Annotated in this window: 10 protein-coding genes; 8 read left to right on the top strand and 2 right to left on the bottom strand. The window is 52.5% G+C overall.

Going from position 1 to position 14519, the window contains the following annotated elements:
• Nucleotides 1-57: 57 nt before the first annotated feature.
• Nucleotides 58-4032 (bottom strand): trifunctional transcriptional regulator/proline dehydrogenase/L-glutamate gamma-semialdehyde dehydrogenase, encoded by a 3975-nt coding sequence (gene putA / locus ACOZIO_RS02755; protein ID WP_421594915.1) that lies wholly within the window; start codon nt 4030-4032, stop codon nt 58-60.
• A gap of 512 nt (nt 4033-4544) precedes the next feature.
• Here putA and putP point away from each other — a divergent pair.
• The 7 genes from putP to phoH all read left to right on the top strand — a co-directional run bounded on the left by putP (nt 4545) and on the right by phoH (nt 12429).
• Nucleotides 4545-6029 (top strand): sodium/proline symporter PutP, encoded by a 1485-nt coding sequence (gene putP, locus ACOZIO_RS02750; protein ID WP_129951475.1) that lies wholly within the window; start codon nt 4545-4547, stop codon nt 6027-6029.
• A 249-nt stretch (nt 6030-6278) separates the two neighbouring features.
• Nucleotides 6279-7130, top strand: a complete 852-nt coding sequence (gene efeU, locus ACOZIO_RS02745; protein ID WP_129951474.1) for an iron uptake transporter permease EfeU — start codon at nt 6279-6281, stop codon at nt 7128-7130.
• 46 nt (nt 7131-7176) lie between these two features.
• Nucleotides 7177-8304, top strand: a complete 1128-nt coding sequence (gene efeO / locus ACOZIO_RS02740; protein ID WP_129951473.1) for an iron uptake system protein EfeO — start codon at nt 7177-7179, stop codon at nt 8302-8304.
• Nucleotides 8305-8363: 59 nt separating this feature from the next.
• The gene (efeB, locus tag ACOZIO_RS02735; RefSeq protein ID WP_217157287.1) at nt 8364-9659 is read left to right on the top strand and encodes an iron uptake transporter deferrochelatase/peroxidase subunit; all 1296 of its coding nucleotides are present in this window, start codon (nt 8364-8366) and stop codon (nt 9657-9659) included.
• Between the two features lie 184 nt (nt 9660-9843).
• The gene (locus ACOZIO_RS02730; protein WP_129951471.1) at nt 9844-10992 is read left to right on the top strand and encodes an N-acetylmuramoyl-L-alanine amidase; all 1149 of its coding nucleotides are present in this window, start codon (nt 9844-9846) and stop codon (nt 10990-10992) included.
• Between the two features lie 183 nt (nt 10993-11175).
• Nucleotides 11176-11577 carry a hypothetical protein gene (locus ACOZIO_RS02725; protein ID WP_129990361.1) on the top strand — a complete coding sequence of 134 codons (402 nt, stop codon included), beginning with the start codon at nt 11176-11178 and terminating at the stop codon, nt 11575-11577.
• A gap of 63 nt (nt 11578-11640) precedes the next feature.
• On the top strand, nt 11641-12429 hold the full coding sequence (phoH, locus tag ACOZIO_RS02720; RefSeq protein WP_120131086.1) for a phosphate starvation-inducible protein PhoH: 789 nt from the start codon (nt 11641-11643) through the stop codon (nt 12427-12429).
• Nucleotides 12430-12509: 80 nt separating this feature from the next.
• On the opposite strand, the gene chaA is transcribed toward phoH, so the two are convergent.
• Nucleotides 12510-13610: a sodium-potassium/proton antiporter ChaA gene (gene chaA, locus ACOZIO_RS02715; RefSeq protein ID WP_129951469.1), complete on the bottom strand. Its 1101-nt coding sequence runs from the start codon at nt 13608-13610 to the stop codon at nt 12510-12512.
• A gap of 471 nt (nt 13611-14081) precedes the next feature.
• Between chaA and chaB the strand changes: the two genes are divergently transcribed.
• Nucleotides 14082-14315, top strand: a complete 234-nt coding sequence (chaB, locus tag ACOZIO_RS02710; RefSeq protein ID WP_129951468.1) for a putative cation transport regulator ChaB — start codon at nt 14082-14084, stop codon at nt 14313-14315.
• Nucleotides 14316-14519: the final 204 nt, after the last annotated feature.

Genomic DNA, 14519 nt, shown 5'->3' with positions numbered 1-14519 from the left:
TTTCCTCAGGCTTTTTAAAAGCCGCCCACTTGCAGCGGCTCTCCTGCAACTCCTGCTTTACCCGATCGTCATCAGACTCGCATTTCCCCCGGCGGCAGCCGTATTCACGCTCAGTGAACGTTCATGTAACAGGCGTTCCAGCAGAATATTGTCCTCACCGCGCGCAAAGCCCTGTACCGATATAATGGCTCCCGGACGCTGGGCAATGGTCTGGCAAAGTTCGCGCAACTGATCCGCATCACCGTGGTAAATCACCGCGTCAAACACCTGCGTGTCGGTCTGCCAGTCTTTGGCGAAATCGATACGCGCCTGTACCGCTTTTGGCAGGCTGTTGAACAAATCACGTTGCAACGGCGCTTCCGGCCAGAGAATACGGCAACCTGTCGCGGTGACGGCGGCAAGTTGGATCAGGGCATCGTCCTGATTATCAGCCAGCGCCAGAACGCGCTCACGCGGTAACAGCGCGTAAGTGTTGCGTTCGCCGGTAGGTCCCGGCAGGGTACGCAAGGTGCCGCCCTGACTGGTTTGCGCGAAACGTTCGCAAACCGTGACAAACTGCTCGCGGTGCTTCTGTTCTGTCGCCCATTGTTGCAGCGCGCGGTGAGGTGCCAGCAAGGCCTCGCGGACGGAGGTATCGAGCGGCAGTTCGCGATCCTGCCGTAACAGGGTTTGCGGTACGGCGTCTTGCGGACGGCTGCTCAGCAGGCGATACAGATACAGCGGGCCTCCGGCTTTAGGACCGGTACCGGACAGACCTTCGCCACCGAACGGTTGCACACCCACCACGGCACCGACCATATTGCGGTTCACGTACATGTTGCCGACGTGCGCCTGCTGCGTAACGCGATGAATGGTTTCGTCGATGCGGGTATGAATGCCCAGCGTCAGGCCGTAACCGGCAGCATTAATCTGACCGATCAGCGTATCCAGATCCTGACGCGCATAGCGCACCACGTGCAGCACCGGTCCGAAGATTTCTTTCTTCATCTCATCAAAGCTTTCCAGCTCGATCAGCGTCGGTTTCACAAAAGTACCGCGGCTCCACTCCTGCTGGTCAGCGGTAAATTCCTGCGTGGCCTGATACACGGTGCGGCCTTTGGCACGCATCGCATCGATATGTTTTTCGATACCGGCTTTGGCTTCGGCGTCGATCACCGGCCCGATATCGGTACTCAGACGCTCCGGATTGCCCATGCGGCACTCCGCCATCGCACCGCGCAGCATTTGCAGCGTGTGATCGGCGACATCCTCCTGAATGCATAACACACGCAGAGCTGAACAACGCTGGCCGGCACTGTCAAAGGCCGAGGCCACCACGTCCATGACCACCTGTTCGGTCAGCGCGGAAGAATCAACAATCATGGCGTTCAGGCCGCCGGTTTCGGCGATAAGGGGGGTCGGACGTCCCTGCGGATCCAGACGACCGGCAATGTTGCGTTGCAAGATACCCGCGACATCCGTCGAACCGGTAAACAGCACACCTCGGACACGTTCGTCATTCACCAGCTGCGAACCGACCGTTTCCCCCTGACCGGGCAGCAGTTGCAATACGCCAGCCGGTACACCGGCTTCATGCAGAATGCCCACGGCCAGCGCAGCGACCAGCGGCGTTTGTTCAGCGGGTTTTGCCAGTACGCTGTTGCCTGCGGCCAGCGCGGCGGCAATCTGACCGGTAAAGATCGCCAGCGGGAAGTTCCACGGACTGATACAGACCACCGGCCCCAGCGGACGGTGTGTGTCATTGGCGAAATCTTCGCGGATCTGCCCGGCGTAATAATGCAGGAAATCTACGGCCTCACGCACTTCAGCGATGGCGTTATTAAAGGTTTTTCCTGCCTCGCGCACCAGCACACCAAGCAGATTTTGCAACTGCGCTTCCATCAGTTCTGCGCCGCGTTGCAGGATGGCGGCACGTTCTTCGGGAGGTGTCGCAAACCATATCGCACCGGCAGCGGTTGAGGCATCCAGCGCCCGGCCAATTTCGGCTTGTGTGGCTTCACGGACGTACCCAACGATGTCGCTGTTCTCAGAGGGATTGATCACCGGCAGGAATTCGCCATCATCCGTCTGCGCATCAATTATTGGTTGTGCTTTTACCGGATGGCTGGCGCTTTGCAGCAGGGCGCTGGACAGGGATGCCAGGCGGTGTTCGCTGGACATGTCCAGACCCGCAGAGTTGACGCGTTTGTCACCGTAAAGATTGCGCGGCAGTGCGATACGCGGGTGCGGTAGTCCGACCTGACCTTCACTGGCGGCCAGCGCTTCAACTGCCAGAACCGGATCGGCAACCAGTTCCCCGATCGGTAACGTGGCATCAGCGATACGGTTAACAAAGGACGTGTTCGCACCATTTTCCAGCAGACGACGCACCAGATACGCCAGCAGCGTTTCATGTGTACCGACCGGGGCATAAATACGGCACGGGCGGTTCAGTTTGCCGTCAGAAATTTTCCCCACCACCTGCTCGTACAGCGGTTCACCCATGCCGTGCAGACACTGGAATTCGTACTGTCCCGGATAATAGTTATTTCCGGCCAGTTGATAAATCGCCGCCACGGTGTGGGCGTTATGCGTTGCGAACTGCGGATAAATCAGGTTTGGCACGGCCAGCAGTTTACGGGCGCAGGCCAGATAGGAAACATCGGTGTAAACCTTGCGGGTATAAACCGGATAATCCTCCAGACCGTCCATTTGCGCGCGCTTAATTTCGCTGTCCCAGTACGCGCCTTTCACCAGGCGGATCATCAGACGGCGGCGGCTGCGCTGTGCCAGATTGGTCAGGTAATCAATGACCATCGGACAACGTTTCTGATACGCCTGGATCACGAAGCCGATACCGTTCCAGCCGGCCAGTTCCGGTTCAAAGCACAGTTTTTCCAGCAAATCGAGAGAGATTTCCAGACGGTCAGCTTCTTCGGCATCAATGTTAATGCCGATGTCGTAACTGCGTGCCAGCAATGTCAGCGAAAGCAGGCGCGGATACAATTCTTCCATCACACGTTCATATTGCGCCCGGCTGTAACGCGGGTGCAGGGCGGAAAGTTTGATGGAAATGCCGGGGCCTTCATAAATGCCGCGACCATTGGATGCCTTGCCAATGGCATTGATCGCCTGCTGATAAGACAGTAAATAGGCCTGGGCATCTTTTCCGGTCAGCGCGGCTTCTCCCAGCATGTCGTAGGAATAGCGGAAACCTTTTTCTTCATGTTTACGGGCATTGGCCAGCGCTTCGGCGATGGTTTCACCGGTTACAAACTGTTCGCCCATCAGGCGCATCGCCATGTCCACGCCTTTGCGGATCAGGGGTTCACCGCTTTTACCGATAATACGGTTCAGAGATTTTGACAGACTTGCTTCATTGTGTGTCGCGACCAGTTTTCCGGTGAACAGCAAACCCCAGGTTGCGGCGTTAACGAACAGCGACGGGCTGCGTCCCAGATGTGAATGCCAGTTACCGTTGCTGATTTTGTCGCGGATTAACGCATCGCGTGTCGGTTTGTCGGGGATACGCAGCAATGCTTCCGCCAGACACATCAGCGCTACGCCTTCCTGAGAAGACAGAGAGAACTCCTGCAACAGGCTTTGCACCATCCCGGCGCGGCCGTTTGCACTCTTTTGGTTTCTGAGTCTGGTGGCGATATCAGCCGCGAGTTTCAGCGCTGCATCATTGAGCGGGGCAGGCAGACGCGCCTGTTCAAGCAGCATGGATACGGCTTCAGGCTCAGGGCGGCGATAGGCGGCGGTGATAGCCGAGCGGCTGACCGACTGTGGCAGAATTTGCTCAGCGAAATCAAGGAATGGCTGATGGGCTTCCTGAACAGGTTGTACAGCGGCATCTTCCGCACCTTCAGGTGCAGCGCCATTCAGTGCCGGAATTTCCGGCAGTGTATCGCCGTTTTCCAGCCGTTCAAGATAGGAAAATATCGCTTGTTTGATCAGCCAGTGCGGCGTGCGGTCAATTTTGTGAGCCGCTTCTTTTAGCCTGTCACGCGTACCTTCATCCAGCTTCACGCCCATCGTGGTCATACCCATGCGCAAACACTCCATATGAAAAATTTCAGGTGAATTCGTTATCTTTATGTCGAGCAATATCTTCTATGTTGCAACCTTGTGCAACCTTGTTAATGCATGAAGTGTGCCTGTTGTGATTCACCTGGCATTTTTAACAAGAAAATAACGGCATGGATCTTGCCTGTCTTGTCATGGCGTCAATATCAAGGGTTATATCGGGTGCAACTTTCCGCGCTGCAAAGTACAACCCGTATTGCGGATAACTGTGATGGAGGGTGAATTTTGTGTATTTGAAATGTTAAAAATATTGAAAAGTGGATAAGGCTAAACCAGTATCCGGCTCGACAGTAATTTTGAATAAAAACCATACAGAGTCAGTGACTATATAAAAATATGGAGAGTCTTGCTGCAACCTTTAGAGGTTTCAGCCATCATCTCGCCCCGGCAGGTTTTTGGCAGCACTTCGGGTGGAGTGCTGCCGGGACAGACAGGTGCCGGACAACATCGCAAAAAATAAGAAAGTGGAGAATGGAATGACAATGAACACACCGATGCTGGTGACGTTTTGTGTTTATATTTTCGGGATGATTTTGATTGGGCTCATCGCGTATCTACGAACCAAAAACTTTGATGATTATATTTTGGGCGGACGCAGTCTGGGCAGCGTGGTCACGGCGCTGTCCGCCGGTGCTTCCGACATGAGTGGCTGGTTGTTAATGGGGCTGCCGGGTGCGATTTTTATTTCCGGCATTTCGGAAAGTTGGATCGCGATTGGTCTGACTATCGGCGCATACCTGAACTGGAAACTGGTGGCGGGGCGGCTACGTGTACACACCGAAGCCAATAACAATGCGCTGACGTTGCCGGATTACTTTACGCATCGTTTTGAAGATTCGAGCAAGCTGCTGCGCATTATTTCCGCGATTGTGATTTTGGTGTTCTTCACCATTTATTGTGCCTCCGGCATCGTGGCCGGTGCACGTCTGTTTGAAAGCACCTTCGGCATGACGTACCAGACCGCGCTGTGGGCCGGCGCGGCGGCGACTATCCTTTATACCTTTATCGGCGGTTTTCTGGCCGTCAGCTGGACCGATACCGTGCAGGCCAGCCTGATGATTTTCGCACTGATCCTGACACCGGTTATCGTCATCCTCGCCGTTGGCGGCATTGATACCTCGATGATGGTCATCAAAGCCAAAAATCCTGAATACACTGATATGTTTAAGGGCATGAATCTGGTGGCGATACTGTCATTGCTGGGCTGGGGGCTGGGCTATTTCGGTCAGCCGCACATTCTGGCGCGTTTCATGGCGGCCGATTCTCACTTCACTATCCGCAGAGCGCGCCGTATCAGCATGACATGGATGATTTTATGTCTGGCAGGTACCATCGCTGTAGGATTCTTCGGCATCGCGTACTTCAGCAATAATCCGGCTGAAGCGGGCAACGTGACGCAAAACGGTGAGCGCGTGTTCATCGAGCTGGCGAAAATTCTGTTCAACCCGTGGATTGCCGGGATCTTGTTGTCCGCTATTCTGGCAGCGGTCATGAGTACCCTGAGTTGTCAGCTACTGGTGTGTTCAAGCGCCATTACTGAAGATTTCTACAAAGCTTTTCTGCGAAAAGGCGCGAGTCAGCGCGAACTTGTGTGGGTGGGGCGTGCAATGGTGCTGATCGTGGCGCTGATTGCTATTGCGCTGGCTGCCAACCCGCAAAACCGGGTTCTCGGTTTGGTCAGTTATGCCTGGGCCGGTTTCGGTGCCGCATTCGGGCCGGTGATCCTGATTTCCGTGATGTGGAAACGTATGACGCGTAACGGTGCACTGGCGGGGATGTTGGTCGGTGCAATAACGGTGATCCTGTGGAAACAATATGGCTGGGCTGAATTATACGAAATCATTCCCGGTTTCATTTTCGCGTCACTGGCTATCTGGATTGTCAGCCTGACGGGGCGTAAGCCTTCCGCCGCTGTTGAGCAGCGTTTCACCGCCGCGGAAGCGGAATATAAAACTGTTTAACCGATAATCTCCTGTTGTGTCACTCAGACCGGGGTCATTCAGGCCCCGGTTTTCAGCATTTTCCGCCGCATAAGCCTTCCGTCCTGATTTTTTCATGTGTATTTACCGATCCCCTTTCAAAAAAAGGATCGGTTGCCTCTTGTATTTCTTTTGGCAAGAATGATAATCACTATCGTTTCTTTTTACTTTTCTTTACAGAAGCCTCATACATTCTGTGGTTCGTCAGAATTCAGGGGCCGGGAGCTCGTCATGTTCGTTCCGTTTCTCATTATGTTTCGCGAAGGGCTGGAAGCTGCGCTGATCGTCAGCCTGATTGCCAGCTACCTCAAACGGACGCAGCGCGGGCAGTGGCTCGGTGTGGTCTGGATTGGCGTTTTCATCGCCGCTGCGCTGTGCCTGGCGCTCGGTCTTTTCATCAATGCCACGACCGGTGAGTTTCCGCAAAAACAACAGGAGCTGTTTGAAGGTATCGTCGCCGTCGTCGCGGTGTGCATTCTGACATACATGGTGTTCTGGATGCGCAAAGTGTCACGGTCTATCAAAGTGCATCTGGAAGGGGCGATTGATCATGCGCTGAATTCCGGTCGCGGTCAGGGCTGGGCACTGGTTGCGATGGTGTTTTTTGCGGTTGCGCGTGAAGGGCTGGAATCGGTGTTTTTCCTGCTGGCAGCCTTCCAGCAAGACGTGGGTATTGAAGCCCCGATCGGTGCAGTGCTTGGCCTCGGCGCGGCCATCGTGCTGGGTTTCCTGATTTATTACGGCGGCGTGAAACTGCATCTGGCGAAGTTTTTCAAATGGACCAGCCTGTTCATCCTGTTTGTCGCCGCCGGACTGGCTGCGGGCGCTATCCGCGCGTTCCACGAAGCGGGGTTGTGGAACCGTATGCAGGACATTGCCTTTGATCTGAGCGGGACTTTATCCACACACTCTTTATTTGGCACCTTGCTGGAAGGGATGTTCGGGTATCAGGAAGCGCCGACGGTCAGCGAAGTTGCGGTGTATTTCCTGTATCTGATCCCCGCGCTGTTCCTGTTCTTTATTCCACAGAGTAAATCGCCTGTGGCTGCGCCGGTTTCTGCCGGGCAAAAAACACAACGTTAATTTTATCAACTTCATTCCTCATTTTGCCCTTGCCACGGAGTTACACATGCCACATTTTCGCCGTAAAGCTTTACAGATCGCCCTGTTGTCCCTGCCGGCCTTTGCGCTGAGCGCCAACGCGCTGGCTGCTGATGTTCGTCAGGTCAAAATTGCTGTTAATGACAAACAATGTGAACCGATGACGCTGACCGTGCCGGCCGGTAAAACTCAGTTTGTTATCCATAACAACAGTCAGAAAAACCTGGAATGGGAAATCCTCAAAGGCGTGATGGTGGTGGAAGAACGTGAAAACGTGGCGCCGGGTTTCACGCAGAAAATGACGGCTAACCTTGAACCGGGCGAATACGACATGACCTGCGGCCTGCTGAGCAATCCGAAAGGTAAACTGACGGTTACCGCTGAAGGTACGGCCGCTTCCGGCAAGCCTGACGCCATGGCGCTGGTCGGCCCGATTGCGGAATACAAAGTGTATGTGACTCAGCAGGTGGCTGAACTGGTGGCACATACCAAAGCCTTTACGGACGCGGTGAAGAAGGGCGATCTGGCGAAAGCGCAATCCCTGTACGCTTCTACCCGTGTTTACTACGAGCGCATCGAACCGATTGCCGAACTGTTCTCTGATCTGGACGGCAGCATCGATGCCCGTGAAGATGATTTCGAGAAAAAAGCCGAAGATCCTAACTTCACCGGTTTCCACCGTCTGGAGAAAATCCTTTTCGCGGACAAAACCACCCAGGGCACCGAACCGTTTGCCGACAAGCTGTATGCCGATACCGTTGATTTGCAAAAACGTATCGCAGAGCTGACCTTCCCGCCAAGTAAAGTGGTCGGCGGCGCAGCGGGCCTGATTGAAGAAGTGGCCGCCAGCAAAATAAGCGGCGAAGAAGATCGTTACAGCCGCACTGATCTGTGGGATTTCCGGGCCAACCTTGATGGCGCACAGAAAATTGTCAATCTGCTGCGTCCGTTGCTGGTCAAAGCCGACAAACCGTTGCTGGATAAAATCGACGCCAACTTCAAAACCGTTGATGCGCTGCTGGACAAATATAAAACCAAAGACGGTTACGAGAATTACGAAAAACTGTCTGATGCGGACCGTAACGCAATGAAAGGTCCTATCACCACGCTGGCAGAAGACTTGTCCAAACTGCGCGGTGTACTTGGTTTAGATTGATATCTTTAGCGCCTCCCCCTGCGCAGGAGGAGGCGCTTTTAAATTCCTGAGGCATAGCAATGAGCAACAAAAACGATAATCAGAACGAAGTTTCTTCTTCCCGCCGCAGTTTACTCAAGGGCGTGGGATTGTTAGGCGGGGCATTTGCCCTGGGCGGCGCAGCCACAGCGCAGGCTGAGAAAACACCCGGAGCAAAGAACGAATATACACCAGGGACTGTTTCCCCTGACGAGCGCTGGGGTAAGCAACCCTATTATGGCGAGCATCAGGCGGGTATTTTAACGCCGCAACAGGCATCGATGATGCTGGTTTCCTTTGACGTGCTGGCCACTAACAAAGCTGATCTGGAGCGTCTTTTCCGTCTCCTCGATTCACGTTTTGCCTTCCTGACCAAAGGCGGCACTGCGCCTTCAATGGATCCGAAATTTCCGCCCATGGATTCAGGGGTGATGGGCGCAGAAATCTACCCGGACAATCTGACCATGACGCTTTCTGTCGGGGATTCTCTGTTTGATGAGCGCTTCGGGCTGGCACCACATAAGCCTTTGAAATTACAACGCATGACACGTTTCCCGAATGATTCACTGGATGCCAAACTCTGCCACGGTGACCTGTCCTTGCAAATTTGCGCCAACAACAGCGATACCGTGGTGCATGCGCTGCGGGACATCATCAAATATACGCCTGATTTACTCAGCGTACGCTGGCGTCGTGACGGCTTTATTTCGTCCCATGCGGCGCGCAGTCAGGGCAAAGAAACGCCGATCAATCTTCTGGGCTTTAAGGATGGTACGGCGAACCCGGATGCCAAAGATAAACCTTTGATGGATAAAGTTATCTGGGTGACCGGCGGGCAGGGCGAACCGGCCTGGACGGTGGGCGGCAGTTATCAGGTGACACGTCTGATCCCGTTCAAGGTGGAATCCTGGGACCGCACGCCGCTGCAGGAGCAGCAGTCTATTTTCGGGCGCGACAAAGCCACCGGCGCACCGCTGGGGATGGAAAAAGAGCACGACGTGCCGGATTACGAAAAAGACCCTGATGGCAAGACGATCCGCCTCGATGCGCATATCCGTCTGGCGAATCCGCGCACTAAAGCCACCGGAGACAGCCTGATGTTGCGCCGTGGTTACAGCTATTCCCTGGGTGTGACTAATTCCGGGCAACTGGAAATGGGACTGGTTTTTGTCTGTTATCAGCATGACCTGGAAAAAGGTTTCCTGACCGTGCAGAAACGTCTGAACGGTGAAGCGCTGGAAGAATATATCCGCCCTAACGGCGGTGGCTTCTTCTTCACGTTACCGGGCAATAAAGACGAAAGTCACTATCTCGGACAATCGTTAATCGAAGCGTAATTTAACTCCTTCCCTTCGCCGGGGAGGGAGCCGATCCCAGAGGAACCCAAACCAGACATCATTTTTACGCCTGGTTACGCATTTCATCGCCTGTTAATACTCCGCCTCATCCAAAAAAATCTCAGTAATGTCATGATGATAAATCGCAAAACTGATTTATTACGTTGCCTGTTCTGAGACTGTTATGACCATCAACCATACCCGCAGAAAATTACTGATTTTTGGCATCGGACTTTCGCTGACCGCGCCGCGTTTGTACGCCGCCCAAAAAGCGGTGCGGATCACCATGACTTCAGATGCCAGTCAGATTCACCTGGCACTCCCTGCGGCAGATAAACGCTGTCGCGTGTTTATGCTCAGTGCGCCGGAGCGGGTCGTGATTGATATGCCGTTGACATCATTTCCGCCGGAACTTGAGCATGCACTGACCGTGGTGCGGCAGAAGTTTTCCTGGGTCACAGAAGGGCGCATTGCTCATTTCAGCCCTGAGGTGGCGCGCATCGTGTTGCAGGTGAACGGTAAACCGAAGATTACGCGTAACACGGAAAATGGTGTCCTGACGGTGACGATATCGGCAGAAAGCCATGCTGCCGCAATTGGGCCGGTCGTGTCCCCTTCGCCGCAGGCGGAGAAACCGCTGCTGGTCATGATCGATCCGGGTCATGGCGGCAAGGATCCGGGGGCAATCGGTAATGAAGGCACTTATGAAAAACATGTCGTGCTGCATATCGCCAAACGCCTGCAAACTTTGCTCAGCCAGCAGCACGGTATTCACGCCGTGCTGACCCGGCAGGATGATGTATTTATTCCGCTTTATCACCGCGTCAGCCTGGCGCATCAGCATGCGGCGGATCTGTTTATCTCGATACATGCCGACGGTTTCACCAACGATCTGGTCTCCGGAGCATCGGTTTTCGCACTGTCTGAACACGGCGCAGGCAGTGCGATGGCGCGCTATTTATCGCAAAGCGAAAACAGCGTCGATGTGTTGTACGACGACGATTTTAAAACGGACGATCAATATCTTAAAGAAACACTGTTTGATCTCGACCAGCACGAAACCATTCACCGCAGCCTGGATTTTGGCAGACATCTGGCAGCAAATATCAGTAAAGTCCATCACATGCACAGCCCGCATCCGGAACAGGCAGGTTTTGCGGTACTGAAATCTCCGCGTATTCCTTCCGTGCTGGTGGAGACATCCTTCATCACCAATAAACAGGAAGAAAAATTACTGGGTGAGCCGGTGTTTCAGGAGAAAATGGCCCATGCGCTGGCCGAAGGGATTAACAGTTACTTCATCAATGAAAAGAAAAATAATCTGCTGAGCTGAGAGAAATTCAGCACGATTAAAGAGGATCTGAAAAAGATCCGCATGATCCTATTGACGCCATCCGCAAACTTTTTTACATTTTGGTAACGCAAATGTTTCAGTTGTCATTATACTGACATTTATAAGCGGTAGTTTTCACGAGGTGTACGGCAGGTGCCGTTAATAACACTGCGGGGAGCGCGAATGGTAAAGTCCATGTTTGGGCTGTTGATCGAAAATAATCCACTTTTCTCATTCACCCGTTGTTGCTTAAATGCAAACGGGGGCAAGGCTTCCGACTCTCTATTATTTCAGGATTTACTTTCAGTTTTTTCCTACCGCTTTTTACAAAAGATATCATCCACCCAACCCCAACCCTGTTGTTTAACTGACCGCCTATTTGTTGGTGAAAATGATGTGAATATCACTGGCTTTTATTCTGGACGTTTTATTGTATGGGTCAGCGGTTTGTCATTATTGACAATGCCTCCTCGTGAACAGAAAACAACCCAAAGAGTTTCCGTTAATCCCTTCAGGTTCTTTTCCTCTTCACGTTATTCATTGGCTCCACTTGGTCTAAAAGGAGACCAAAACCTCATTTGTTAGTGAAACATAACCGTGCGGGCATTATGCCTTAGCGTTAAGTGAATCAAACTGTAAGGTGCCACTATGGGAAGACAGAAAGCAGTGATCAAAGCTCGTCGTGAAGCAAAACGTGTTATTCGTAATGATTCACGCAGTCACCGCCAGCGCGAGGAAGAGTCTGTGACGTCATTGGTACAGATGGGCGGTTTGGAATCGATCGGCATGGCTCGCGACTCCCGTGATACGTCCGTCATCGAAGCGCGTACTGAAGCTCAAGGTCATTACTTATCAGCCATAGAGAATAAGCAGTTAATTTTTGCCACCGGTGAAGCCGGTTGCGGCAAAACATTTATCAGCGCTGCGAAAGCGGCAGAGGCATTAATTCACAAAGAAATCGACAGAATTATTGTGACACGTCCGGTATTGCAAGCCGATGAGGATCTCGGTTTCCTGCCCGGTGATATTTCTGAGAAGTTTGCACCCTATTTCCGTCCGGTCTACGACATTCTGCTACGTCGTCTGGGTTCATCATTCCTGCAATATTGTTTGCGACCGGAAATAGGCAAGGTGGAAATTGCGCCATTCGCTTATATGCGCGGGCGTACTTTCGAAAACGCGGTGGTTATTCTGGACGAAGCGCAGAATGTCACAGCCAGCCAGATGAAAATGTTCCTGACCCGTCTCGGCGAAAATGTGACGGTGATTGTTAACGGTGATATTACCCAGTGCGATTTACCACGTGGCGTAGTATCGGGGCTCAGCGATGCAATGTCCCGCTTCGAAGAAGACGAGATGATCGGCATCATTCAGTTTGGTAAAGAGGACTGTGTGCGTTCGGAGCTGTGTAAACGCACCTTGCACGCTTACTCTTAATTCTCCCATCGTTCCCATGAAAAAGGCCGCTTATCTGAGCGGCCTTTCTTTTTGTGCCTCCGCCTTCGCAGGAGAGGGGGTTAAAGCATTATCAGCATCATATAGGCACAAAACAACGCAAGATGCGCGGTACCGTTTAATACATTGGTACGGCCGGTGGAGAAGGAAATCTGGCACAGAATCAGCACTGCCAGCATCACCACAATGTTTGCCGGGTCAAGACTGAAAATCAAATCCTGGCCTGTCAGCGTGGCAATGACGGTCACTGCCGGAACGGTCAGTGAAATTGTCGCCAGCACGGAGCCGAAGAACAAATTCATGGCGCGCTGCACCTGATTTTTCAGCACGGCTTTCAGTGCGCCCAGACCTTCCGGAGAGAGGATCAGTAACGCGACCAGGAAACCCGTGAACTGCGCAGGGGCATTCAGTTCTGTCAGCAGGCTTTCCAGCGGATTAGCATTGAACTTAGTCACCGCAATAACCAGCACCAGATGGACGATCAACCACAGCGTGTGTGTCAGATTGCTTTTTGACGATGGCTTGCCATGACCCTCTTCTTCACCTTCATCTTCATGCTCGTAGATAAACAGGCTCTGATGAGTTTTGGTCTGAATAAGCAGAAATACGCCGTACATGGCGGCTGAAATCACTGCCACAAACAACGCCTGTGGCGTCGAGAAATTGCCCGCCGGCAAGGCGGCAGGCAGCACCAGCACAATCACCGCCAGCGGGAATATCGCCATCAGGTACTGTTTGATACCGCCGAGATTGACATACTGTGTCGCAAACTTACGCCCGCCTAATAACAGGGCCACGCCCACCAGACCGGCGGTAACAATCATAATGATCGAGAATAACGTGTCACGCATCAGCGCGGGGGCGGCATCGCCGGTCGCCATCAGGGCCGAAATCAGGCTGACTTCGAGGATCACGACGGAAAGGCTGAGGATCAGCGACCCGTACGGTTCGCCAAGACGGTGCGCCAGAACATCGGCATGGCGTACGACGCTGAACGCACTGGCGAGGATACCGACCAGCGCGATGAGATTAATGCCGACAACCGAGGCGAAGTTACTGCTGTTGCCCCAGAGGACGAGAACGAGAAGTGCAGCGATGGGAAAAACCAGGGAGTATTCCTGATGGCGGGTTTTGATTTTTGGATGTTCCTGTGAAGACACCATGATGATTATTCTCCTTATAAACGCTCACGTAATAACAACCGCCTGTCTGTCAGTTGTCAGCAAAATGCCTGGCAGCATTAAGGTATAACCCATTAAGTATAGTAGATAAATTAACCTATTAACAGGATAAAATCAGGCTTAAGACATAAAGCATGCAATAGCCTTCATTTATCAGGCCGGGATGTGGATTAAATGATGATAAAAATTAAATTAATTGTGATTGTTAAAATATTAAGTCTTTTTAAAACAACCAATTAATATGATATAACGAAAATATAGCGTTTATGCGTCAATTTATGTAAATACTTGGAGTACCCCTATAAATTACTGGCGCCGAGGTGCCGCCAGCAGCACGATAACGAGAATAATCTGGCGGAGTCCTTTGAGGGTAGCAGCTAGACTTAACATTGTGCGTACACACCGCACACAAAAATTATCAGTGCCATGCACGCCATGAAAAAGGAGACGACTATGCCTTATCAAAACCGAGCAGCGTTGCCTGAATCCGTGCGCAACGTGCTGCCTGCCCACGCACAGGATATCTATAAGGAAGCGTTTAACAGCGCATGGGATGAATATAAAAAACCCAAAGACCGGCAGGGCGATGACTCCCGGGAGGAAACGGCGCACAAAGTTGCCTGGGCTGCAGTGAAACATGGATATAAAAAAGGAGACGATGATAAGTGGCACCCTAAGAAATCCTGATGTTTATGGCAGGTGAGGGCGTTCCCTCACCTGCCTGAAGACCTGCCCGCCCCTCCGTTTTTGTTTTATTCCCGCCCGAAATATCAACATTCATACAATGTTCATAAAATAATCACTTTATTTTCCTTTTGTGATCACTCTCAACCTTGATTGCAACGAAAGAAACGAATAAGGTTTCATCCTGTGGGGGTATACGAAACTTCT

The sequence above is a fragment of the Rahnella sp. PD4 genome (assembly GCF_049199325.1).
In the GTDB taxonomy this organism is placed as follows: domain Bacteria; phylum Pseudomonadota; class Gammaproteobacteria; order Enterobacterales; family Enterobacteriaceae; genus Rahnella; species Rahnella perminowiae.
Note: the sequence above shows the minus strand (reverse complement) of the source record. Positions and strands in the feature narration are given on the sequence as shown.

Bases quoted from the DNA above. Each gene is read 5' to 3' on its own strand.
- putA (WP_421594915.1), bottom strand. From the start codon at position 4,032: ATGGGTATGACCACGATGGGCGTGAAGCTGGATGAAGGTACGCGTGAC.
- putP (WP_129951475.1), top strand. From the start codon at position 4,545: ATGACAATGAACACACCGATGCTGGTGACGTTTTGTGTTTATATTTTC.
- efeU (WP_129951474.1), top strand. From the start codon at position 6,279: ATGTTCGTTCCGTTTCTCATTATGTTTCGCGAAGGGCTGGAAGCTGCG.
- efeO (WP_129951473.1), top strand. From the start codon at position 7,177: ATGCCACATTTTCGCCGTAAAGCTTTACAGATCGCCCTGTTGTCCCTG.
- efeB (WP_217157287.1), top strand. From the start codon at position 8,364: ATGAGCAACAAAAACGATAATCAGAACGAAGTTTCTTCTTCCCGCCGC.
- ACOZIO_RS02730 (WP_129951471.1), top strand. From the start codon at position 9,844: ATGACCATCAACCATACCCGCAGAAAATTACTGATTTTTGGCATCGGA.
- ACOZIO_RS02725 (WP_129990361.1), top strand. From the start codon at position 11,176: ATGGTAAAGTCCATGTTTGGGCTGTTGATCGAAAATAATCCACTTTTC.
- phoH (WP_120131086.1), top strand. From the start codon at position 11,641: ATGGGAAGACAGAAAGCAGTGATCAAAGCTCGTCGTGAAGCAAAACGT.
- chaA (WP_129951469.1), bottom strand. From the start codon at position 13,610: ATGGTGTCTTCACAGGAACATCCAAAAATCAAAACCCGCCATCAGGAA.
- chaB (WP_129951468.1), top strand. From the start codon at position 14,082: ATGCCTTATCAAAACCGAGCAGCGTTGCCTGAATCCGTGCGCAACGTG.